This window comes from Methylobacterium sp. AC315 (assembly GCF_979253755.1).
Map to the genome: position 1 here is coordinate 1 of NZ_CEEDEA010000020.1, position 22,340 is coordinate 22,340.

24 protein-coding genes are annotated in these 22,340 nt (G+C 66.7%); 8 read left to right on the top strand and 16 right to left on the bottom strand.

Features of this window, described 5'->3' with window-relative positions; all coding sequences use genetic code 11:
* Positions 1–476: 476 nt before the first annotated feature.
* The 12 genes from AC0IY0_RS23400 to AC0IY0_RS23455 all read right to left on the bottom strand — a co-directional run bounded on the left by AC0IY0_RS23400 (position 477) and on the right by AC0IY0_RS23455 (position 12,194).
* Entirely contained in the window at positions 477–1,463 is a 987-nt protein-coding gene (locus tag AC0IY0_RS23400; RefSeq protein WP_471765703.1) for an SDR family oxidoreductase, read from the bottom strand.
* Between the two features lie 189 nt (positions 1,464–1,652).
* Positions 1,653–2,669: a 5-oxoprolinase subunit C family protein gene (locus AC0IY0_RS23405; RefSeq protein WP_471765704.1), complete on the bottom strand. Its 1,017-nt coding sequence runs from the start codon at positions 2,667–2,669 to the stop codon at positions 1,653–1,655.
* A complete protein-coding gene (locus AC0IY0_RS23410) occupies positions 2,666–3,397 on the bottom strand; it encodes a 5-oxoprolinase subunit B family protein (protein WP_471765706.1) in 732 nt (243 codons plus the stop codon). Before AC0IY0_RS23410 ends, AC0IY0_RS23405 begins: the two co-directional genes overlap by 4 nt.
* The gene (locus AC0IY0_RS23415; RefSeq protein ID WP_471765809.1) at positions 3,394–4,155 is read right to left on the bottom strand and encodes a 5-oxoprolinase subunit PxpA; all 762 of its coding nucleotides are present in this window, start codon (positions 4,153–4,155) and stop codon (positions 3,394–3,396) included. The genes AC0IY0_RS23410 and AC0IY0_RS23415 overlap by 4 nt, the downstream gene beginning before the upstream one ends.
* Before the next feature lie 52 nt (positions 4,156–4,207).
* A complete protein-coding gene (locus AC0IY0_RS23420) occupies positions 4,208–4,954 on the bottom strand; it encodes an ABC transporter ATP-binding protein (RefSeq protein ID WP_471765707.1) in 747 nt (248 codons plus the stop codon).
* Positions 4,905–5,648, bottom strand: coding sequence for an ABC transporter ATP-binding protein (locus AC0IY0_RS23425; RefSeq protein WP_471765708.1), 744 nt, complete (start codon positions 5,646–5,648; stop codon positions 4,905–4,907). Before AC0IY0_RS23425 ends, AC0IY0_RS23420 begins: the two co-directional genes overlap by 50 nt.
* A gap of 4 nt (positions 5,649–5,652) precedes the next feature.
* Positions 5,653–6,684: a branched-chain amino acid ABC transporter permease gene (locus tag AC0IY0_RS23430; RefSeq protein ID WP_471765811.1), complete on the bottom strand. Its 1,032-nt coding sequence runs from the start codon at positions 6,682–6,684 to the stop codon at positions 5,653–5,655.
* Positions 6,685–6,694: 10 nt separating this feature from the next.
* Entirely contained in the window at positions 6,695–7,573 is an 879-nt protein-coding gene (locus AC0IY0_RS23435) for a branched-chain amino acid ABC transporter permease (protein WP_471765710.1), read from the bottom strand.
* Between the two features lie 120 nt (positions 7,574–7,693).
* Positions 7,694–8,938: an ABC transporter substrate-binding protein gene (locus tag AC0IY0_RS23440; protein ID WP_471765711.1), complete on the bottom strand. Its 1,245-nt coding sequence runs from the start codon at positions 8,936–8,938 to the stop codon at positions 7,694–7,696.
* Between the two features lie 39 nt (positions 8,939–8,977).
* Positions 8,978–9,754, bottom strand: coding sequence for a putative hydro-lyase (locus AC0IY0_RS23445; protein WP_471765812.1), 777 nt, complete (start codon positions 9,752–9,754; stop codon positions 8,978–8,980).
* Positions 9,755–9,894: 140 nt separating this feature from the next.
* Positions 9,895–10,791, bottom strand: coding sequence for a LysR family transcriptional regulator (locus AC0IY0_RS23450; RefSeq protein WP_471765713.1), 897 nt, complete (start codon positions 10,789–10,791; stop codon positions 9,895–9,897).
* A gap of 506 nt (positions 10,792–11,297) precedes the next feature.
* Entirely contained in the window at positions 11,298–12,194 is an 897-nt protein-coding gene (locus tag AC0IY0_RS23455) for a LysR family transcriptional regulator (RefSeq protein ID WP_471765715.1), read from the bottom strand.
* A 117-nt stretch (positions 12,195–12,311) separates the two neighbouring features.
* Between AC0IY0_RS23455 and AC0IY0_RS23460 the strand changes: the two genes are divergently transcribed.
* The 5 genes from AC0IY0_RS23460 to atzF are packed head-to-tail and all read left to right on the top strand — an operon-like array spanning position 12,312 to position 17,651.
* Complete coding sequence (locus AC0IY0_RS23460) at positions 12,312–13,262, top strand: ABC transporter substrate-binding protein (protein ID WP_471765717.1); 951 nt, start codon at positions 12,312–12,314, stop codon at positions 13,260–13,262.
* Positions 13,259–14,122 (top strand): ABC transporter permease, encoded by an 864-nt coding sequence (locus AC0IY0_RS23465; protein WP_447672514.1) that lies wholly within the window; start codon positions 13,259–13,261, stop codon positions 14,120–14,122. The genes AC0IY0_RS23460 and AC0IY0_RS23465 overlap by 4 nt, the downstream gene beginning before the upstream one ends.
* Positions 14,115–14,897 carry an ABC transporter ATP-binding protein gene (locus AC0IY0_RS23470; RefSeq protein WP_471765719.1) on the top strand — a complete coding sequence of 261 codons (783 nt, stop codon included), beginning with the start codon at positions 14,115–14,117 and terminating at the stop codon, positions 14,895–14,897. The genes AC0IY0_RS23465 and AC0IY0_RS23470 overlap by 8 nt, the downstream gene beginning before the upstream one ends.
* On the top strand, positions 14,897–15,811 hold the full coding sequence (locus AC0IY0_RS23475; RefSeq protein WP_471765721.1) for a polysaccharide deacetylase family protein: 915 nt from the start codon (positions 14,897–14,899) through the stop codon (positions 15,809–15,811). Before AC0IY0_RS23470 ends, AC0IY0_RS23475 begins: the two co-directional genes overlap by 1 nt.
* A gap of 49 nt (positions 15,812–15,860) precedes the next feature.
* The gene (gene atzF, locus AC0IY0_RS23480; RefSeq protein ID WP_471765814.1) at positions 15,861–17,651 is read left to right on the top strand and encodes an allophanate hydrolase; all 1,791 of its coding nucleotides are present in this window, start codon (positions 15,861–15,863) and stop codon (positions 17,649–17,651) included.
* 107 nt (positions 17,652–17,758) lie between these two features.
* Here the strand turns inward: atzF and AC0IY0_RS23485 are convergent, their stop codons facing one another.
* The 4 genes from AC0IY0_RS23485 to AC0IY0_RS23500 form a co-directional block, all read right to left on the bottom strand.
* Positions 17,759–18,040, bottom strand: a complete 282-nt coding sequence (locus tag AC0IY0_RS23485) for a GNAT family N-acetyltransferase (protein ID WP_471765723.1) — start codon at positions 18,038–18,040, stop codon at positions 17,759–17,761.
* 78 nt (positions 18,041–18,118) lie between these two features.
* On the bottom strand, positions 18,119–18,346 hold the full coding sequence (locus AC0IY0_RS23490; RefSeq protein ID WP_471765725.1) for a hypothetical protein: 228 nt from the start codon (positions 18,344–18,346) through the stop codon (positions 18,119–18,121).
* A gap of 2 nt (positions 18,347–18,348) precedes the next feature.
* Positions 18,349–18,690, bottom strand: a complete 342-nt coding sequence (locus AC0IY0_RS23495; protein WP_471765727.1) for a hypothetical protein — start codon at positions 18,688–18,690, stop codon at positions 18,349–18,351.
* Positions 18,691–18,848: 158 nt separating this feature from the next.
* The gene (locus AC0IY0_RS23500) at positions 18,849–19,094 is read right to left on the bottom strand and encodes a hypothetical protein (protein WP_471765729.1); all 246 of its coding nucleotides are present in this window, start codon (positions 19,092–19,094) and stop codon (positions 18,849–18,851) included.
* A 1,283-nt stretch (positions 19,095–20,377) separates the two neighbouring features.
* On the opposite strand from AC0IY0_RS23500, the gene AC0IY0_RS23505 reads away from it, so the two are divergent.
* The 3 genes from AC0IY0_RS23505 to AC0IY0_RS23515 all read left to right on the top strand — a co-directional run bounded on the left by AC0IY0_RS23505 (position 20,378) and on the right by AC0IY0_RS23515 (position 22,324).
* Complete coding sequence (locus AC0IY0_RS23505; protein WP_471765730.1) at positions 20,378–20,578, top strand: hypothetical protein; 201 nt, start codon at positions 20,378–20,380, stop codon at positions 20,576–20,578.
* A 91-nt stretch (positions 20,579–20,669) separates the two neighbouring features.
* On the top strand, positions 20,670–20,852 hold the full coding sequence (locus tag AC0IY0_RS23510; RefSeq protein WP_471765731.1) for a hypothetical protein: 183 nt from the start codon (positions 20,670–20,672) through the stop codon (positions 20,850–20,852).
* Positions 20,853–21,949: 1,097 nt separating this feature from the next.
* A complete protein-coding gene (locus AC0IY0_RS23515; RefSeq protein WP_147939079.1) occupies positions 21,950–22,324 on the top strand; it encodes a DUF4440 domain-containing protein in 375 nt (124 codons plus the stop codon).
* Positions 22,325–22,340 lie beyond the last annotated feature (16 nt).

A 22,340-nucleotide genomic window follows, 5' to 3' on the forward strand; every position in this document is an offset into this window, starting at 1 on the left:
TGCATCCTGCATGAGCCGGGATCGGCAAAGCTTGATCGGATGCCAAACCTTCAGCACCGAAAGTGCGGAAGAACCAATGTTCAACGCTGTTTGACACGCTCGGGCCAAGGAAGTGCTGGGTGAGCAGGGCGTAGTGGACCTGACGACACTCACCGGCACCTACGTGACGGTGGCCATGCTACTGAGCATGGCCGAGGAAGGCGTGCCGCTAGGCAAGGAACCCCCGTTTAAGCCGGGCGAACGGTAGCGAGCGGCAGGCGGTCTTGGCGGATTGTTGTCGGGACCCGCTGGATCCTCGGCGCGGCGGACATCCGCCCGCGCACGCTGCAACGCATGTCGGAGCGCTCGGTTCGTAGTCGAACGCCAGGTTTGCCCGCACGTCCTCCACGGTCGCGGGGCGACATCGTTCCAAGATCGACGCTCGGCGCGGTTGACGGTTCACGGATCGCCGCCCAAGCAGACGAGAATACAATCCTCTATCGGGCCTTCCGCGTGCTCAGGGCGACGCCAAGCAAAACGGCGGCGCCGACACCGGCCCAAACGATCCCGGCGCTTATCGTCCCCGCCGACGGTACACCCTTGCGCGCCCGCCAGCCGCCGTCAGCGCTCGTTCCTTGTGAGATCGGTTTCCGCAGCGCCCCATGGGTCCGTGGTCCTGGATCGGCCCGGTCCAGTGCGAAGCGAAATCCTGCGCCCATCACACGCTCGGTCAGCGAGGGCGCGAGCGCGTAGCCAGCTTGGGCGAGGCGGGCCGGCCAGCCGACCGCCGTCTCGTGTCGGGGATGCCGAACCAAGCGCAGGTAGGCCTCGGCCACATTCTCGGGCGCGTAGTAGAGGTGACCTGGGTTAAGCGTCTTGCCCGTGACGTTGGCCCCGTGCTCCAGACCGGGGGTGTCGACAATTGCCGGGAACACGCCACAGACGTGGATGTGCTTATGCCGGGCAAGCTCCTGGCGCAGGCTGGCTGAGAAGCCACGCAAGCCGAACTTGCTCGCGGTGTACGCTGCCGCGAACGGCGTCGGGGCCCAGCCGCCCATCGAGACCGTGTTGATCAGCGTGCCGTGCCCCTGGCGAAGGAAGTGTGGCAGCACGGCATAGGCACCGTGAATCGCACCCATCAGGTTGATCTCGATCGTCTGCCTGTGCAGGTCGAGCGGAGCGTCGAGGAGCGGCCCAAATACCCCCGCACCTGCATTGTTGATCCAGACATCGATGCCACCGAACGCCCTCGCCGCGCCTTCCGCCAGCGCGAAGACAGCGTCGGTGTCGGTCACGTCGGTTGGGATCGCGATCGCCGCGCCACCACCGTCCCGGATCTCGCGTACGACATCGTCGAGAACATCGGCACGACGGGCAGCGAGAACGACGCGGGCACCCCTGGCAGCAAAGGCATAAGCCGCAGCACGGCCGATGCCGCTCGACGCGCCGGTGATCACGACCGTAGATCCGCGCACCTGCGCCATGTATCGCCCTCCCGTTCATCGCATTCGATCAGCGAACCAAAACGGGATGGTCGTGTTCCTGCGGCAGAGAGGCCGCCGGCCCTCAGGAGCAGCGGATAACCTGGCGACGCGGTGCAGCGACTGGGGGCGATCGCGCCGTGCCGGGCCCATACAAACTGTGCGGGCAAACGCTTTTGCCCCAATGAGCCCTCAAGCTCGCCCATCGGTGACACCGCCGACGAGATTGAGGCCGAGCAGGAGTTCGGACGGAAAGTCGGTACGAAGCATGGGATCGCGCGGCACCGGCTCGCGCAGGGCGTCGCGCTCGGCCCGGCGGGCCGCCACCGCCTCCGCCACGGTGACGCTGCGGAACGCCAGGCACCTCCCGCCCTGCGCCTGGGCGAGGCGCCCGAGATCCGGCCCGATCACGGTGGCGATCTTCGGATAGCCGCCGGTGGATTGCCGGTCCGCCATCAGAATGATCGGCAGGCCGTTGCCCGGCACCTGGATCGCGCCCATCGCCACCCCGTCGGAGACGATGTCATGGCCCTTGGCGTGCTTCAGCGGCACCCCGTCCAGGAAGCAGGCCATGCGGTCGCCGCGCGGCGAGACGGTCCAGGGACCGGCCAGGAAGGCGTCGATCTGGTCGGCGGCGAAATAATCGTCCTGCGGACCGAGCACGACCCGGATTGTTTCGGGACTCCTGTCGAGCCAGGGAGCGATCAGCTGGTGCGGCGCGACTTCGCCGGGGCGGGCTTCGGCCACCGGCAGGCGGTCGCCGACCGCGAGCCCGCGCCCGTTCAGGCCACCGAGGCCGGAGCGGGTATGGGTCGCTCTCGATCCGAGCACCGGTGCCACGTCGATGCGCCCCTGCACGGCCAGGTAGCCCCAGGCACCAGAGGCGCCGGCGCGGACCGTCAGCGTCCGGCCCGGCTCCAGGGTCATCGCAACCGCGTCGGGCAAAGCCGCGCCGTCGAGGGCGATCCGGAAGCTGCGCGAGACCAACGCGATCCCGAGCGTTCCACCCTCGGCCGTCACCGTCAGGCCGCCGGTGGAGACCTCGATGGCTGTGGCGTCGAGGGCATTGCCCGCGGCCCGGTTAGCGGTGGCGTGCATCAGCGGGTCCATCGGGCCCGCGGCGGTGATGCCGTAGCGCAGGTAGCCGTGCCGGCCGCCATCCTGGAGGGTGATGCCGGGGCCGGCGGCTTGCACGACTAGGGCGGTCATCGGCCGGCTTCCTCGCGGCGGGCCACGCGCTCGCCGGCCGCTTCACGGGCGTCGAGGGCGTCGAAGGTCGCGGCGTCCACCGGCTCGAAGCGGATCAGGTCGCCGGCGCCGATGAAGAAGCTCTCGTCGCGCTCCGGGGCGTAGAGCCGGGCCGGCGTCGCGCCGATCACGTACCAGCCGGTCGGCATCGGCACCGTCGCCACCGCCGCGAGGCCGCCGCCGATCACCACGGCGTTGCGCGGATGCGGCGGCCGCGGGCTCGTGCGTCGCGGCACCGCCAGGGTCCTGGGCAGGCCGCCGAGATAGGCGAAGCCCGGCGCGAACCCGTACATGTAGACCCGGTAGATCGCCCCGGCATGGGTCGCCACCACGGCGTCGGGCGACAGGCCGGTGCGCTCGGCGACTTGGGCTATGTCTTCGCCGTGGGGCTGGTCGTAGCAGCAGGGCAGCGTCCATAGGGTCGGCGTGCCGGCGCGCGCCACGGCCCCGGCGACCAGCGCCCGGACCCGCTCGGCCAGTGCCTTCCGGTCGAGCACCAGCGGATCGTAGTGGAGCATCAGCGAGCGGTAGGTCGGCACGCGCTCGCGCAGGCCGTCCAGCGGATCGAGGCCGAGGGCGTCGTCGAGCGCCAGAACCCGGTCGCTGATCGCCGGATCGACGGTGCTGCCGAACTCCACCACCAGGGCCGCCTCGCCGGAATCGAGCAGCCGGAGCTCGTTCTCACTCATGGCCGGAACGGCGCCAGCGTCACGCCGGCACCCTCCAGGCGGGCCCGCACCGCCCGGGCCGTGGCGACGGCGTGGGCGGAATCCCCATGGACGCAGATCGAGCGGATCGGCGTCGGCAGCGCCTTGCCCGAGGCGGTGAGGATCGCCCCGCCCTCGACCATGCGCAGCACCCGTTCGGCGGCGGCATCGGCCTCGGTGATCAGGGCGCCGGGCTGGCTGCGCGGGATCAGCAGACCAGCTTCAGTATATCCGCGATCGGCGAAGATCTCCTGGTGGACCTCAAGGCCCGCAGTCTCCCCCGCCGCTACCTGCGCGCTTAGAGCGATGGCGAGCAGCGCGAGGTTCGGATCGACCGCCCTGACTGCGCGAGCGACGGCGTCGGCGACCGGACGCTCCTCCGCCGCGATATTGCCCAAGGCTCCGTGCGTCTTGACGTAGGTCAGGCGGTGTCCGGCATAGGTTGCCAGCGCCTGAGCGGCGCCGACCTGATACGCCACCAGCCGCTCAATTTCGCCGGGGCTAAACGGAATGTGGCGGCGGCCGAAGCCCCAGACGTCGGGGAAGCCCGGATGGGCGCCGACCGCAACGCCCTTATCCTTCGCGAGTTGGAAAGTACGGGACATGATTTCTGGATCACCTGCATGCAGGCCGCAGGCGACGTTGGCCGAGGTGACCACGTCGAGCATCGCCGCGTCGTCACCGCAAGCATAAGTGCCGTAGCCTTCTGCAAGGTCGGAGTTCAGATCCACACTGGTCATCGGACGTGCTCCCGTTATGCCGTGCGTCGGCGCTGCCGACACGGGAACGCTATCAAATCCCCAAATAGGCCCGCCGCACCTCCGGATCGTCACGCACCTGCTCTGCCGGCCCGGAGAGGATGACGCGGCCAGTCTGGAGAACGTAGGCGCGGTCGGCGATGGCGAGGCTTTCGGCGAGCCGCTGCTCGACGAGGAGTACGGTCACCCCGGTGTCGCGGATCGCCGTGATAGCCGAGAAGATTTCGTCAACGAGCTTGGGCATGATGCCCTGCGAGGGCTCGTCGAGCATCAGCAGCCGGGGGCGCGTCATCAGCGCCCGGCCGATGGCCAGCATCTGCTGCTCGCCACCGGACAGAGTCGCCGCTCGCTGCGGCAGCCGCTCCTTGAGCCGCGGGAACAGCGCGAAGACCTGCTCCAGTGGCGCGTCGCGGTCCGCCTTGCCCCGGTGCAGATAGCTGCCGAGTCGAAGGTTGTCAGCTACCGAGAGACGCGGAAACAGCCGCTTGTTCTCGGGCACGTAGGCGACGCCGCGGGCTGTAATTAGGTGCCCTGGAAGCCCATCGAGGCGGACACCATCGAAGCTCACGGTGCCGTCGCGCGGTCGCTCGAGCCCGGAGATCGACTTGAGCAAGGTCGACTTGCCCGCGCCGTTGGCGCCGGCCACGACGACAATCTCGCCTTCGGCCACGCTGAGCGAAACTCCCTGGATCGCCAGCAGGCCCTGGTAGGCCGTGGAGAGTTCATTGACCTCAAGCAGCACGGTGGCGCTCCCCAAGATAGGCGGTGATGACGCCGTCATCCCGGACCACATCGGCCGGCAGGCCCTGAGCCAGGACGCTGCCGAGGTGGAGCACTACGGCGCGGTCAACCAGCGGCATCACCACCTCCATGACATGCTCGACCATGATCACGGTGACGCCCGTAGCCGCCACGCGCCGGATCAGCGCGACGCCGGCCTTGGCCTCTGATGGGGTTAGGCCAGTCAGCACCTCGTCCAGCAGCAGCAGGCTTGGGCCGGTGGCGAGCGCGCGCGCCACCTCCAAGCGGCGCTTCTCAGGCGGCGTCAGTTCGCCCGCCACCGCCTCGGCCCGGTGGGTCAGTTCGATGCGCTCAAGGATGTCCAGGGCCGCACGCCGAGCCGAGGCGGCGGTCGGGTGTCGCGCGAGGGCGCCAACGGTGACGTTCTCCAGGACGTTCATCGAGTCGAACGAGCGCGGCACTTGGAAGGTGCGGGCGATCCCTCGGCGGCAGCGTTCGGCCGGCGGCAGCCGCGTGACGTCGGCCCCCTCGAACAGGATACGCCCCTTGTTGGGTCGGTAGACGCCTGAGATCAGGTTGAACAGGGTCGACTTGCCGGCTCCGTTCGGGCCTATCAGCCCCAGGATCTCGCCTCTACGCACGTCGAGGGTCACGTCGCGGTTGGCGACCAAGCCGCCGAATGCCAGCGTCACGTCGTCGATGCGGAGGATCGGGCCACTCGGGTCCTCGCTCACGGGATCACACCTCCTCGTTGCGCGCGGCGCGCGTCCGCTTGAACAGGCTGAGCACGCCCTCGGGCCGGGCAATCGCCACGACCATCACGAGGCCGCCATAGAAAATCAGGTCGATGCCGCTACCGGTGCCGCCGAGGTAGGAGCGGCTGATCTCGGTGATCGGGATGAGGATCGCCGCGCCGACCAGTGCCCCCCAGAGGGTCCCGACGCCTCCGAGCACAGCAGGCAGTGCGAACAGCAGCGAGAAGCGAAAGCTCATCACGCTCTCGGGATCGATGTAGGAGACGTAGGAGGCGTAGAGTCCCCCGCCGATCGCGGTGAAGAAAGCCGAGATCGCCGCCGCCGCCATCTTGGAGCGGAACACCTCTACGCCGAGGCTCTGGGCGGCGGCTGGGTCGTCCTTGACCGCGCGCCAACCATAGCCCCAGCGCGATTCAGCGACGCCGAAGGTGACGAGCCACGTCGCGACGAACAGGCCGAGAGCGAGATGGGCGTACGGGATCTTGTCCCGGGCGAACTGGAGCGTCGTCCAGGAATCTGGGTTGAACGGCCACTGCACGCCCATCGCCCCGCCGACAAAATCCCAGTTCTGCACGAGCAGCAGCCCGGCTTCGGCGATGACGATGGTGGCAATCGAGAAATAATGGCCGCCGAGGCGGAAGCAGGGCCAGCCGATGGCGAGTGCCACCAGGGCCGCGAGTAGTCCGCCGAGCCCGAGCCCCAGCCAAGGGGAGACTCCGTAGTTTACGAACAGGATGCTGGTGGCGTAGGCGCCAATGCCGAAATAGAGCGCGTGGCCGAGCGAGATCTGCCCACAATAGCCGCCGAGGATGTTCCAGCTCTGCGACAGGGCCGCGTAGAGCAAGGTCAGGACCAGCACGTTCTGGAGGTACACGTCCCGGATCGCGTAAGGCAGAGCTGCGAGCCCAGCGAACACGACCGCGCCGACATAGAGGCTGCGTCGGCGCTTGGCCGCGAAGCGTCGGGCAGCCTCGTCCAGGCCCGGGGAGGCCGCAGGCGCGGTGGTGAGCGTCATGCCGGTCATCTCAGAGCCTCCCGAACAGGCCCTGGGGCCGCACCAGAACGACGAGGAGGTAGAGGGCGTAGACGCCCACCGATTTCAGCGAAGGTGGCAGCACCAGTGCGGTGGCCGCCTCGACAAGCCCGACGATCAGGCCGGCGGCGAGCGCCCCAAACACGCTGCCGAAGCCGCCGAGCGCCACCGTGACGTAGGCGATCAGCGCGAAGGCGCCGCCTACTCCGGGATGGATGTAGTAGAACACGGTGAGCACGGCGCCCGCGAGCCCGACGAGCGCGGCTCCGAGCCCCCAACCGAGCGCGAAGACTCGGTTTCGGTCGATGCCGACCAGGGCAACGGCGCCTTGGTCCTCGCGGGTCGCCTCCAGCGCCCGGCCGAAATCGGTCCGCGTCATCAAGAGGAATAGGCCGCCGAAGGCCGCCAGCGAGACCAGGCCCCCAAAGATCTGCGGCCAGGGCAGGAAGACGCCGCCAAGGTCGAGGGTCTTCCCCCCGAGCCAGGAGACCTGAAGGCTGCGGTAATCCGGGGTGAACAGATACTGCGCCACGCCCTGGAGCAGGATCGCCAGACCGAAGGTCGCGAAGATCTGCACCATGCCCTGGTTGGCTTTGGCCCGCATCGCGAAGCGGACCACGCCGAGATACACGGTGCCGCCGAGCACGAACATGAGCGCGGCGACGAGCGGCATCAGGACGATCGGATCCAGCCCGGAGATGAAGACGAGCCCGAAGGTCGCGTACATCGCCAACATCAGGAATTCGCCGTGGGCGAAGTTGACCACGTCCATCAAACCGAAGATCAGCGACAGGCCGACTGCAACGAGGCCGTAGATCAGTCCGGTGAGCAATCCGCTCGCCAGCACCTGCACGAGGGCTTGCATCGTCATCGGTGTGATCCCGCGCAGGTCCGAGGATGTCGTGATCGAGAACCGACGGGCCTCACGCTTTCACCCTCGCCCCTGATCGCGGGACGACGGGAGTGCGATGAACACGACCAGTTCGTCAGCTCAGGCGTTCATCGGCCAGATTGCCGGGGCGACGGCGGCCGATTCTGGGAACACCGTCACGAACTTGGTGCCGACGTACTGGATCAGAACTGGCGTCGCGTCGGGGTTCTGGCCGCCGGAATCGAAGGCCACCTTCTTCCACGGCATGATCGTGCGCGTGCCGGGTATGTCCGTGGCGGCAAGCGCTGCACGCAGTTTCGCGCCCTCCGTGGAGCCTGCCCGGTTGAGGGCGTCGGCCAGGACGAGCATTGCTGTGAATTGGCGCGAGGTGTTGTCGTTGAGATCTCGGTCGGCCCTCTTACGGAACATGTCGTTGACGATGCCAACCGACGGGCGCTTGGCGGCCAGATCCAGGGAGAAGCTCGCCCGCGAGATCAGCCCCTGCAACCGCTCGCCCACCGCATCGAACACTGATTTCTCTGAGAAGCCCGCTGCTTGGGCGATGATCGCTTTCGGCTTGTAGCCCAGTTCGCTCATCGTCTTCGTGAGCAGGATGGCGTCGTTGGTGTAGCAGGTCGGCAGCAGCACGTCGGCGCCGGCGGACTTGAGCGCCTGCACTTCGGCGGTCAGCGAAGGCGAGTTGCTCTTGTACTTCACGTCCGCGGCGACCTTGTAGCCGCGCTCGCTCGCGAGCTTGCGCTGCACATTGGACGAGTCGATGCCGTAGATCGTGTCCTCGTAGAACAGCGCGACCGAGTCGATCGTCTTGCCCTGCTTACGCAGGCTGTCCATGAAATCGAACATCGCCGCGGAGAACATCTCGTCGTTGGCGGCCGGACGGAAGAAGTATTTGAGGTTCCGGCGACTCAAGCTCGGCGAGGACGAGTCGGCGCAGACGAAGGGTACGCCGTAGCGCTCGCATACGGCGCTCACCGTGGCCGAGACGCTGGACTGGTAGGCGCCGACGATCGCGATGACCTTGTCTTGTGTGATCAGGCGTTCCGCCTCGGCACGGCCCTTCTGGGGGTCGCCCTGGTGGTCGGCGATGACGAGGCGGATCTTGGCGCCGCCAAGACCTTCGAGGCCGATACCGCTGGCGGCCGGAAGGTCGAGGTCGTGACTCTCGTTGATCACGTCGAGCGCCGTCTCGAAGGCACGCCGAGCATCGACGCCGTTCTGTGCGCTGGCGCCGGATAGGGCGTAGAGCACACCTACGACAACTTCGTCGGCAGCCACCGCGCGGTGGGACCCGAGCCCCGCGAGTGCCAGGGCGCCACCAGCCAGAATTTCGCGACGACGCAGCATGGGGAGTTCTCCGAGGGGACGAGAGCCCGAATGCGGGATTCACGCCATCGCGAATTCAGCGTTGAGCCGGTCCGTAATGAGCATGCAGCCGGGCGCGTGGGTGATCGCAAAATTCGGGCGGGCCGCGGCGATCACCGACTGGGGGGTAACGCCGCAAGCCCAGAACACCGGGATCTCGTCCGCACCGATCTGCACCGGGTCACCGTAATCGGGAGCGCCGAGGTCACTGATGCCAATTAAGTCGGGCCGGGCGAGGTGGACAGGCGCGCCGTGCACCCGGGGATAGCGCGCGGTGATCTCGACTGCGCGGATCGCCTGTGCGGGGGTGAGCGGGCGCATGGACACGACCATCGGCCCGGCGAACGGCCCGGCCGGCGCACAAGGAATGCTTGTCCGGTACATGGGAACGCGCACGCCCATCTCGACATGGCGCAGGGGAAGTCCGCCCTCGACGAGGGCTGCTTCAAACGAAAACGAGCATCCGATGACGAAGGCCACGAGGTCGTCGCGCCAGAGATCGGCGACGTCTGTCCTTTCCTCGACCACCGCGCCGTCGCGCCAGACGCGGTAGCCGGGCACGTCGGTGGCAAGGTCGAGGTCGAGGCCGAGTTCTGGGATCGTGCGGTGACCCGGCCGCGACTCGCCGATCACAGGGCAGGATTTCGGGTTGCGCTCGGCGAAGAGGCGGAAATCATCGGCTAGCCTCTCGGGGAAGACTGCAAGATTTCCCTGGACGTAGCCGTCGGCAACGCCCGCAGTGCTACCGGGGATCGTCCCATCGCGGCAGGCGAGCCGGCCCTCGAGGCCGGTCCACATCGCCCGAACCGTCGGATCGTTTGCGGACTGAGTCACCGTGGAGGTCATCACCGACCTGCTCTGCCTTCGAATACGGCAAGCCTATCTGATGGGCATCGGGCGTCTAATTATCTTTTCTCATAGAAATCCATAAGGCTGGCTTATGCGCTGCGACACCATTCAACGGCGATGCTGCGGGCGATCTTGGCGGCCGCCGCAGCGAGCCGGTTATCCGGTACGTTCTCGTAGGTCGCGGTAAAATTGATGTCCGGAAGACACACTGTCGTCTCAACGACGCGCAGACGCCCGTCCGCCAACTCGGCGCGCACGGTCTCGGCAGGGATCACTCCGACGCCGATACCCTCCACCGCCATGCGTACGATCGTCGAGAGCGAGGCGCTACTGTAGAGCCGCGGCGGCGGCAGATTCGAGCGCGCCAGCAGTTCGCGTAGCTGGGCATAGGGATTGGTATTGCGTGGATAGGTGATTACGGGGTGCCTGACGAGTTCTGCCAAGCCGATCTCGCCATTACCGAAATCAAGGCCAGGCGCGGCGATCCAGGCTATCGAGAACCGGCAGAGAGGAAGGTTGATCAGGTCCGGCGCCGTGATGGGCCCTACGAGGAAGGCGAGATCGAGTTCGTGGCGCACGAGTGCATCACGCATGTTCGGCGAGACATCGACCGAGAGGTCCAAGGCCACTCCGGGATAGGTCCGGCTCATCGCCTCGATGAACCGCATGAGCCATGTGTGGACCAGGGTCTCCGACGCGCCGAGTCGCAGCACACCAGTCGTCGCCGCGGGATTGGCGACGGCTCCCATCATTTCGGTGCGCAGGCGCAGAAAGCGCTCGGCATAGCTCAGGAGTTCACGGCCCTTCGGCGTGAGAACGACGGCTCGGGCGCCGCGCTCGAACAACGGCAGGCCGAACTCCCGTTCCAGCGCGGCGATCCGCTGTGAGACCCCAGGCTGCGTCATGTTCAATCGCTCGGCCGCGCGGCTGAAGCTGCCGAGGGTGGCGGCCCAGTAATAGACATCGAGGCTTTTCAAGTCCGGCATGGCGCTTCGAATGCAGGGCGTGGGCCGTTAAAGACAGGTACACCTCTGACAGGCTCGATGAAATTCCCGCGTCGTCGGTGTACATGGACCCGACCCGCGGACACACTCGATGCGACCACCGGCTCGCGCGACGACGTGTGGCGGCGCGCACGCGCACAAAGTTGTGCGTCTAGCTCGCCCACCATCCGCACTTGACCTTCCACTTCACACTGACCTGCGCCTTCGGCCTGAATGCTGTCGGGAGCATCTTATCGGCGATCACCTCTCCGGTTGCGGCGCGGTTCACTTGCCAGCCTCGTCGACCTGCAGGCTGCGATTAAACCCTATATCGCCGAGCATAACCGGCGCGCCTGATTCATCGTCTGAACCGAGTGGGCCGCCGGCATCGTCGCCGCCGTGGCCAATCCCCTGAACCATTCGTCTGAGGCACGGCACCCAGCGTGTTCAGCCTGAGAGAAGACGTTACTTCATCGAGCGCAGCTGACAATTTCCGCTAAAAAAATACGTCAAGCTGCTTCTCGGTTGAGTCGAAGGACGAGCTGATCGGCGAACTTTGCCGCGGCTACGGAAAGTGATCGCCCGCGCAGTTGCGCAAGAATCAATGTCATCGGCGTCAAATCGCGTGTGTCGATAGGACGACTGTGCAGGCGCGGATCCTGGGGGATGCCACTGGGGATCTGCAGGCTGATCACGTTCTCTCGCAGCGTAAGATTGCGTAAGAATTCCAGCGACCCTGATTCGACAGCCGGCCGTAGCTCGACGCCGCGTCGGGCCAGCGCGTGCTCCATGTGGTGGCGGATGGCCAGCGAGTGGTCGGGCAGCGCCAGGGCATGGGTCAGGCAGTCGCGCAGCCGCACAGGCCCGGTCTCCGCCGCCAGCGCGTGGCCCTTGCGCATCAACGCGCAGAGCGTCTGCTGGCCGGAATAGAGTGGATGAAGCTCTGCCGAGGGCGGCGGCTGCAGGATCAGGGCAAGATCCGCCTCAAAGGCTGCCAGGGCGCTCACCCCCTGCGCGTGGTCGCGGACTTGCACCGTGAAGCCGACCTGCGGGAAGCGCGCACGATAGGCCTCCACTTCTTCCGGTACCACCTGCGTAACGAAGGCCTGGCTGCAGGCCAGGGCCACGTGCCCTCGCCGCACCCCCGACAGGTCGGCGATCTGTGAGCGCACCCGCTCAAGATCCGCGGCCTGGTCGCGGATGTGGCGGACGAAGAGCTCGCCGGCCGCGTTGAGCCGCATTCCCTGTGGCAGGCGCTCGAAGATCGGCGTGCCGAGCTCGTATTCCAGGTCCTGGATCTGCCGCGTCAGGGCCGAGGGCGTGAGATTCAGACGTTCCGCCGCGCGCCGGATCGAGCCGGCCCGGGCGACTTCGGCGACATAGGTGACCGTGCGCAGGTGCTTCATGCCTTCATCATGCGTGCCGTTGCCTGCGAAGCAACGGCACGATCATCAAATAGCACTTCCTTGCAACAGGTTAGACTCCTAGCGTTTGCACCATCGGGACTCTGAAGGAGCCATTCGATGATCCGCCGCCGCACCCTTCTGGCCGGTCTCGGGGCCGGCCTCGCCCTTGGCCCCCTGTCTGGCGCGCGCGCCCAGGGCACGCCCGTCACGATCCGAATGGGATCGCTGAAGCTGATCCACTCGATCGCGCCGAGTTTCTACGAGCGCTTCACTCCCGCGGGCGTGACGGTGGAGGTGGTGCCCTTCGAGAGCCCGACGGAATGCAAGAACGCCGTCGTCACCAAGTCGGTGGATTTCGGCACCTTCGGCATCGCAGCCGCGACGCTGGGGGCGGCCGCGGGCGAGCCGCTCGTGGTGATCGCCTCCACCTGCAATCGCGGGATGGCGGTGATCGCCAAGAAGGATTCGGACATCCGCGCCATCAAGGACCTGCGGGGCAAGCGGGTCGCGATCTGGCCCGGTAGCACCCAGGAGGTCTTCGTCCTCGAGCGGATGCGCATGGAGGGACTGTCCGTAAAGGACATCACGCCCGTCCGGATCTCCTTCTCGGAGATGCACATCGCGCTGGCCCGCGGCGATATCGACGCCTATGTCGGCGCAGAGCCAGGGCCGGGCGTCAGTCTCGCCTCGGGCATCGGCCAGCTCGTCGAGTATCCTTACGGCACCGAAATGGGGGCGCTGAACATGGTGTTCGGCGCACACCGAGACACGTTGGCCGAACGTCCGGACCTCGTCCGGACCATGCTGGAGATTCACCGCAAGGCCACGGATTTCGCCGCCGGCGACCGCAACGCGATGATCGCCATGGCGGTGGCCAAGCTCGGGCAAAAGCGCGAGGCGCTGGAACTCTCGGCCCCGAACGTGGAGCTGACTTGGCGCCTTGGGCCGGACGAGGTGAGACAGGCTGGGGCCTACGCCCAGCACATGTTGGCGCTCAAGCAGATCAAGCGCCTGCCGGAGCCCGGCTTCATCGACACCCGCTTCGTTGACGCGATGGGGCGAGCGTGAGCACCGGGATCGAGGCCGGCGCCCTGCCGGCGTCGCCGGTCGGATCGACATCCAGGCCCGCGGCTAGGACCGGGGCCGGGCTCGCACGCCTGCGCCGGTTGGGACTGGCCAGCGTGGTGCCGGCTTTGCTCGTCGCCGTCTGGCAGGTGGCCACCGCAGGCCGGCCCTATAGCCTTATCCCGCCGCCCGCCGATGTCTGGGCGGAGATGCAGGATCTCGCGATCGGCGGCGTCAACGACGACGCCTTCAGCGGCACACTGTGGACGCACCTCGCGGCGTCGCTCGGCCGCGTCTACGGCGGCTTCGCGCTGGCCGCCGCCGCAGCCCTACCGCTCGGCCTGCTGATCGGGCGCGTCCCGCTTGTCCGGGCGCTCCTCGATCCAGTCCTGCAGGTCCTGCGGCCCGTCCCGGTCACCGCGTGGCTGCCGCTGGCGATGATCCTGTTTGGCCTTGGTCCGCGCTCCGCCTTCTTTCTCGTCTTCCTCGGAGCGTTCTACCCGATCCTGGTCAACACTGTGTTCGGGGTGCGCTCGGTGGAGCCGCGCCTGTTCGAGGCGGCCGCAATGCTGGGCTGCACCGGGCCGGCGCAGTTCGCCCGGGTCGTTCTGCCGGCCGCCCTGCCGTCGATCTTCACCGGTCTCCGGCTGGGCCTGGGCTTCGCGTGGGTGGTAATCGTGGTCGGCGAGATGACCGGCGTTCAGACCGGCCTCGGCGCGATCATCATGGAGGCGCGCCAGCTGTCGCGCACCGAGATCGTAATCTGCGGCATGGCGGTGATCGGGGTCGCGGGGTTCGTCTCCGATTGGCTGGTCATGCAGCTCGGCCGTCGGCTGCTCGCCTGGAGCCCCAACCATGGCTGATCCCTCGATCCCGATCCTCGACCTGCGCGCGGTATCGAAGACTTACACGGCGGGCGGCCGCCGGACCGAGGCCCTTCGCGAGGCGAACCTCACCGTCGCTCGGGGCGAGTTCGTCTGCCTGCTCGGTGCCTCGGGCTGTGGGAAGTCGACGCTGCTGCGGGTCGCCGCCGGCTTCGAGGCGCCGAGTTCCGGGCATGCCCTAATGTGGAGCAAGCCGATCGCGGGGCCGGGGCCGAGCCGCGGCATGGTCTTCCAGGATTATGGCCTGTTTCCGTGGCTCACCGTGCGCGACAACATCGGCTTCGGCCCGAAGGCGCGCGGGCGGCCCGCAGCCGAGGTGCGCGACGCCGCTGAGCGGTACATCTCGCTCGTCGGTCTCCAGGCCTTCGCCGACGCCTATCCGCACCAGCTCTCGGGTGGGATGAAGCAGCGGGTCGCCATCGCCCGGGTGCTCGCCAACGAGGCCGAGGTCGTGCTGATGGACGAGCCCTTCGGGGCGCTGGATGCCATGACCCGCGAGCGGTTGCAGGACGAGCTGCTCGATCTCTGGTCTCGCACCGGGCTGACGATCCTGTTCGTCACTCATGCCATCGAGGAGGCCATCTTCCTGGCCGACCGCATCGTGATGATGTCGCCCGGTCCCGGCCGGATCGAGGCGGTGCACGCGATCGACCTGAAGCGGCGGCGCGATGTGTCGAGCCCGGCCTTCAACGACCTGCGCCGAATGCTGGCCGCGCAGCTTCATAGTCACCACGCGCCGCGGGCGGCTGCCTGATGGACATCACGTTCGACGACCTTCGCAGGCCCGAGAACCGCCTCGCCTACCGCGCCGCCGTCGACCGGCCGCGCCTGGCGCTGCCCGGGGGCCAACACGTCGCCGTCTGGCCGGTGGTCAATGTTGAGCACTGGCTGATCGACCACCCAATGCCGCGCCAGATCCTGGTGCCGCCGACCGCCGCGAGTCTGCTGCCCGATCTGCCGAACTGGGCGTGGCACGAGTACGGCATGCGGGTCGGCTTCTGGCGCTTCCTCGAGGCGTTCACCAGCCGGGGCATCTGCCCGACCTTGTCTATCAACGGCTCGGTCTGCGCCGCCTATCCACGCATCGCCGAGGCGGCCCACGCGGCCGGCTGGGAGTTCATGGCTCACGGCTTCCATCAGGTCCCGACCCACCGGGTCGAGGACCAGCCCAAGATGATCGCGCGCACGGTCGCGGCGATCGCAGAGGTCACCGGGCGTCCGCCGCGTGGCTGGCTCGGCCCGGGCCTCACCGAGACCCTCGACACGCCCGATCATCTGCACGAGGCAGGTATCGAATACGTCGGCGATTTCGTGGTCGACGATCGCCCCTGCCGGGTGGCGACACGCACCGGGTCTCTCGTAGCGCTGCCGTACTCCGTCGAGTTGAACGACATTCCGCTGCTGGCCATCCAGCACCACCGGGCCGACGAGTTCGTCGAGCGGGCGGTCGCCAATTTCGACCGCCTCGCAGCCGAGGCCGCAGGTCCCGGTCCGCTCGGCGGCGCCAAGGTGATGAGCTTCGCGATCCATCCCTACATCACCGGCGTTCCACACCGCATCGGCCTGCTGGAACGGCTGCTGGACGCCCTGGTCGCGCGCAGCGACGCGGTCTTCATGCAGGGGACCGAGATCCTCGACTGGTATCTCGGATCTGGTGACGAATCCTGAACCTGCGAGCCGGCCAAAGACGAGGAGAGCCTCAGTGCCCCCCTTCCCGATGATTCCGCTTCTGCACGCAGCTTATGCGGCGGGCCTCGACCCGCGCGAAGTCGTAGCCGAGTGCTACCGGCGATTCGTGACAGTCGATGATCCCGGTATCTTCCTCGCGCTGGTACCAGAGGCGGAGGCTCAAGCCGAAGCGGCCGCGCTCCCACCCTTCGACCTCGCGGTAATGCCGCTCTGGGGCGTGCCCTTCGCCGTGAAGGACAACATCGACGTGGCTGGCCTGCCGACCACCGCGGCCTGCCCGGATTTCGCCTACACCCCCACCGAGACCGCGCACGCTGTTGTACGGCTCCGCGCTGCCGGGGCGATCCTGATCGGCAAGACTAACCTCGACCAGTTCGCCACCGGGCTCGTCGGCCTGCGCACGCCCCATCCTGCCCCGCGCAATGCCATCGACCCAGCCTATGTGCCCGGAGGCTCCAGCAGTGGCTCGGCGGTGGCGGTCGCCCATGGGATCGTGTCGTTCGCCCTTGGGACCGACACGGCGGGTTCTGGTCGGGTGCCGGCTGCGCTCAACAACGTCGTAGGGCTGAAGCCGTCCCTCGGCGCGATCTCGAGCCGCGGGATGCTCCCAGCCTGCCGCAGCCTCGACACGCTCTCGGTCTTCGCTGGTACCGTCGCCGACGCCGATACGGCCTTCCGCGTCATGTTGGGTCCCGACGGGCTTGATCCCTGGTCGCGGGCGCTGCCCGTAGCTCCCGTCCCCGTGGGGCTCCCGCCGGGCCTGCGCCTCGGGCTCCCGGACGCGGCAAGCCTGCGCTTCGGTGGCGACGGCCTATCGGAGGCGGCCTTCGCTGCTTCCGTCGCCGACCTTGAAACACTTGCCGGTGCGGCGGCGCCGGTCGACCTGAGCCCGATGTTCGCCGTGGCGGCGCTGCTCTACGACGGACCGTGGGTCGCAGAGCGTTACGCGGCGATCCGCCCGGTGATGGAGACGCGCCCTGGGATCCTGCACCCGACCACGCGGGCGGTGATCGGCGCCGCCGAACGCTACAGCGCCGCGGACGCTTTCGCGGGCCTCTACCGCCTGGCAGATCTGCGCCGGGATGCGGATGCCGTCTGGGAGCACGTCGACGTGCTGGCGGTGCCGACCTATCCGCGCCCACAGACCTGCGCGGCCTTGGTGGCCGACCCGATCGGCCCGAACAGCGAGCTCGGGACCTACACCAACTTCGTCAATCTGCTCGACTGGTGCGCCCTTGCGGTCCCGGGGCGGAAACGGGAAGACGGCTTTCCTGCAGGGATCACTCTGCTCGCGCCGCGCGGGTCGGACGGCCTCCTCGCCGCTCTCGGCGCGCGCCTGCATGCGGCCTCCGCTGAGCGGATCGGCGCCAGCACGATGGCTGTTCCAGCGGTGGAGCCGGGCCCGGTCCGGGCCGGCCCGCGCGAGATCGAGCTGGCGGTCGTCGGCGCGCATCTCTCCGGCCTGCCCCTGAACCGCGAGCTGACTGAGCGCGGCGCCCGCTACCTGCGCGCGGTGACGACCCGGCCGGATTACCGCCTCTACGCCCTGCCGGGCGGGCCGCCGCAGCGCCCGGGTCTACTCCGGGTGGCCGCGGGCGAAGGCAGCCACATCGAGACGGAGGTCTGGGCGCTGCCGCCCGCCGCCTTCGGCGACTTCGTGGCTGCCATCCCGACGCCCCTTGGCATCGGCACCCTGCGGCTCGCCGACGGGACGGCGCCAAAGGGCTTTCTCGTCGAGGCGGCTGGCGTCGCAGGTGCGGACGACATCACCCAGTTCGGCGGCTGGCGCAGCTACGTGGCCGGTGGTGCCGCCGCCTAATAAACCTGCCGCTTCTAAGAAGTCCCTGGACTCAAAGGAGCGGCCACGCACCTTGCTATGCCAAGGCCGACGATCTCAATTGATCTGAATAGCCTGTGTTGGCTACCTCACGCGATCAGATCGCGGTGCGCGTGGTGCCTGTGCAGCCAAGTCCTGGCGTAGCCGCACAGAGGTACAATCCGCTCGCCGCTTGCCCGGGCCTGTGCCACCACGCCTTCCATGAGCCGTCCAGCAGCTCCGGTGCCTCGCAAGGCAGGTGGTGAGTAGACGTAGCTGATGATGAGGCAGCCTGCTTCGCGCCGATAATCTGCGAACACAACTGCATCGCCGGCCCCCAGCTCGAAACGGCTTTGGTCGACGTTGTTGCGCACCGAGTCCGTCATGTTCATCCCTTGCCTAACATCAATCGTAGAGCATTTTGCCGCCTTCAGCCGGATTGAAACGTCTAAACGTCGTCGGTGTCCGGCTTATCGCTCCATTTCAATTCCAACATAACCGGCCTGGATTTGCATGCTGTGGAGATTTTTGGGCTGGAAAACCCAGTCGCCGGCTTGGGCGGCAGGCCCTCGATCTTGATCATCTAACAGCGCGACGATCCGCTCTACGACATCGAGCGCGAGCTGCTCGAACTCCTCCCGCGGAATGGCTTTGGCCATCACCCGACGGCTGGTGGGAAATGGAACGACATTGCTCATGATCAGCCCCAGGCCTTCACGGCTTCCATGAGGAGATCGCGATCCCGGATCGCCCCCTCGCATAAGATCTCGTCCTTGATGCGCAGGCTTAGGGCTTCGTCGCGCTGCCAGTCGTCCTGCGGCCTTCGCAGACGCGCCTCATCGGCGATGCGGTCACGGATCAGGGCCGCACGCGAGGCTTCCTGCTCAGCAAGATCGCCAGCTGCATTCGGACGCACGCCGACGATTGGGTCATGGCTCTCTGCGAACGGCTGACAGCCTACCGCGAGCCACTGGTGGTGGATCGCCTTGAACACGTCGAAGAGATTGCTGAGCTGGGAGATGTTGAGTCCGCTCAGCTCCACCGCGTCAGCCTACGTCTTGGCCAACGGCATGGGTTGAGGCGCAGCCGGCTCCTCGGCTTTCCGTCCCAGAACCCGGGCGGCCGAGGCACCTACATCAGCCGCCCGGGCCCAGAGAGAGGGGCGCGAGGCGGCGGGCGTCTTCCTGGTGGTCGACTTGGTCATGAGCGGCCTCCCAGAGCAGCAGAAGCCTCGCGGGCGGCGTCAAAGATGCCGACGCACGTGCCGGTGATGCTGTAGGCCGCCCAGGCGCTACGGCGCAGAAACAGGTGGTCGAGACACCCTCGATCCGTTTCGACCGAGAGGACCGGATCCGATGCGATGCCTTGATCCTGAAAAAAGCATTCCAGGCCTTCGCTCATTGCCTTGATCGCCGCGTCGGCGGCGGTGCTGTGTCCGTACGTCATCACAGCCTCCTTCACGCGATCGGCAAATAGCCATAGGCGAACACGCCGCCGGCGATGATGAGGGCGGCGGAGATCAGCTAGCCAGCCAAGTCGAGGTAGCGCAGAGCGCGGACGTGGGCGGTGTCCGGGCGGACAGGGGCGATCGCCTCCCAGGCCTCAACAGTGCCAGGAATAACCTCGTCGGGTTCGATGACGGGGCGGGGGGTGGTCTAGAGGGCGGCGGTGAACCGGCGTGCGGCCGATTTTGGGGCGAGCGGGGGCGTTGCCATAACCGGAGATCCCCGGGGCTGAAGGCTTCGGGATGTGCGTGGGGCCGCGCTTTTACGCAGGCGTCAGGCCTCGGCCGCGTTGCTGTCGCTGGCCAGTTCTGATGCTATTCGTATTAAACGATGATGCCGGGCGGCGTGAATACCGAAAGTATCAAATGCCCATATCGACCCGTCAGGCGAAGGCAGCCCGTGCTCTCCTGGCATGGTCACAGGAGGATCTCGCTCGCGAGTCTGGCGTGTCGATCCCAGCCGTAAAGCGCCTGGAAGCGGAAGACGGACCGATCGGCGGCCGCGTCGACACGGGGGCAAGGCTCCAAGCAGCCCTCGAAACCGCCGGCGTCATCTTCATCGAGGAGAACGGCGAAGGGCCGGGTGTGCGACTGCGGAAGGCCTGCGGACCAACTGGCCGTGGCGCTGGCGCAGGATGCTGTGGCCTGAAGATCACGCGAAAACTGAATTGGCGAACTGTTTAGTTTTGGACCTAGTGGCGGCCCTCAGTCTCCGGCCATCAAGGGTGACGCTCTAGTAGGCCCCCGTCATGCCCGCTGACCTCTCCGACCGTTTTCATCGTTACCTCGTGATCGTCCTGCTGTGCGGGGGAGGAGCCATGATGGGGGCGGCTTGGATATGGGACACGCTTTGATGGCCTCATTTTCCGAGCATCTGAAAGCGAAGGGCTACCTGAAGTGACGGGCTCCCACGCTGAGCCCGACAAGCTGGTCGAGGTCGCCAGGCTCGCGACGGCAATCGCTAACCGCATTCTCGAACAGAACGAGGCGGGCACGACGATCCCGCCAGAGCAGTTCATCATGCTCGTCCGGGCCGCCAGAATGCTCCAAGACAACGGCGCCCCGTGGCCGCCTTCCGTGGAGCACGTGCTAATGGAAGTGGCCAAGCGTGCCGAGCCAGCTGAGGTAGCTCCCCAGGTTGGCCCGGCTGCGACGAAGGGTGACGACGTCGTGGGGCACCTGACGCAAGTTCTCCATGCGATACGGCGGCCGTAGGAAAGCGAACATGCGCATGGGACGATCGAAGCGCAGGCTGCCCGACAGCCTGACCCAGCACCTGTCGGATCCGAAGATCGTAGCCTTTCGGCCCCGGAACCGCCGGCGCGGCGTTTTTCAGGGGTCCGAGGCGGCAAAGAAAATCGGGATCTCGGCCGTGACCCTCATCGTCGTCGTGCTGGCAGGTGGGTACCTGCTGCGCCTGTGGTAGACTGATCGCTACGCGCTCACAGTTTGGCTCACCGGTCAGGGCTACGTGCGGCACCGCGAGGATCCTGAGGGCGCAAACTAAGGAATCCAGTTTGCCTGAAAATCATAGCAAAGAGCGGAAGCAGGCCGACGCCGCGTTCGCCAAGATACAAGATCATCCTGACGACAAAACCTCCGTCGCGCCGGGTATCAGCGATGCGGATCAGAACACGGCTCGGCTGAAGGCTGCACGTTTGGAACGGGATGGGTCCACGGGCGAGCTGAAGAAGCTCTGACACACAGTGCTTGCATCTCAACCACTCTCAATCATCGCGGAGGGTCAATGTCTCACTTCCCGATTATACGCTCCAACGATCACATAAGTCTGCACCTGAAGGCTGAGACGCGCGAGACGAACTCCACGGAGGTCTGGGTTGAAATCGAGGAGAAGCGTCAGGTCGTTGAGGAGCGGACAGCGCGCCTGAGAGCAATGAGGCTGGCGCGTGAGAGTGTCGGATCCTGAGAGCATGAACTGACGCTCCTCACCGAACACCTGAAGGCGAAGGGCTATCTGAAGTGAAGTCATCCGGGTCGCGATAATCCTGGGTGTCGCGGTCCTGTCGGCGGGAGCCGTGAATATCCTCAATGGCATCGGCTATGAGCATCCTCAGCTCATGGTTTTAGCAGCCGAGCTTTTTGCGGGTGTCGTCGTCGCCTTCCTGAAGTGACCGCCCTTGAAGCCGCCAGCGTCATCTTCATCCAACAGAACGGCCAGGGGCCGCAGGCTTGCGACGGGTGCGATGCTTGGTTCTCGGCGGCCAAGCGCCGGCATCATCCAACTGTTCCAGAATGTATGAGTCGGGATTGCGGCCCATCATGTGCTGCCTTGCCCGCCAGTCGCGTTGCTGCGGCGAGAGCAGGTGAATCCAAGGCGGCGGTCCGTTTGGGTCAACGACCCGGTCCTGATCGTCATCCATCGTGGCCTACCTTGGGTTTGCGGCAAGGCAGAACTTACACGAGATCGGTCCGGCCTGGGTTTTGATGGGTCCGGAGGGTAGTCCCGATCAGTCCGTCACCATTTCTCAGGCCCTTTCCAGCCGGATTCGATCACTACCGCCGTCCTGGCGAAGGAGGGCTGCAGCTACCTGCCCGCGAAAAGCATCACGTCTTCCCGGGCAGCGCGAGACCGCTGCGAACGAGCTCGTCAACGCCGCTCGCTGATCATGAGCTCGGCGGCGAGCGTGCAACGGGAGAGGTAGGAGGCGGTCGACATCGTTCAGCTTTGCCGCGTAGGTCCGGGCGGGTGTCCAGCGCGTCTGCTCCAGGTCGCAGGCGGAACGAACGTGTCGGCGGTCCGCTTTCCTCTACAATCCGAAGAATCAGGGAGAGCGCTGTGGACGATGATCGCGTGTGGTCGTTCGAGAAGAGCCTGTGGACCTGCGACGCCGAGCACTACCGTGAGCTCGTGGACGAGGAATGCCTCATGGTCCTGCCACAGCCGCCATTCGTCCTCAGCGGGACCCAGGCCATCGAGGCGGTCGCGTCCACACCGCGGTGGGCTGAGATCGAGATCTCGGATGAGCGGATCAGCCGTCCGCAGGAAGGCCTCATCGTGATCGCCTACCGTGCCAAGGCGAGCCGCGACGGCGAGACGTACGAGGCGCGCTGCACCTCGACCTACCGACGGCTGGAGCACGAGGTCTGGCGCGTTGTGCAGCACCAGCAGACGCCTCCGCTCGTGACACCCGCTGCAGAAGTCAGCGGCTGATAGGCGGGATACGGGG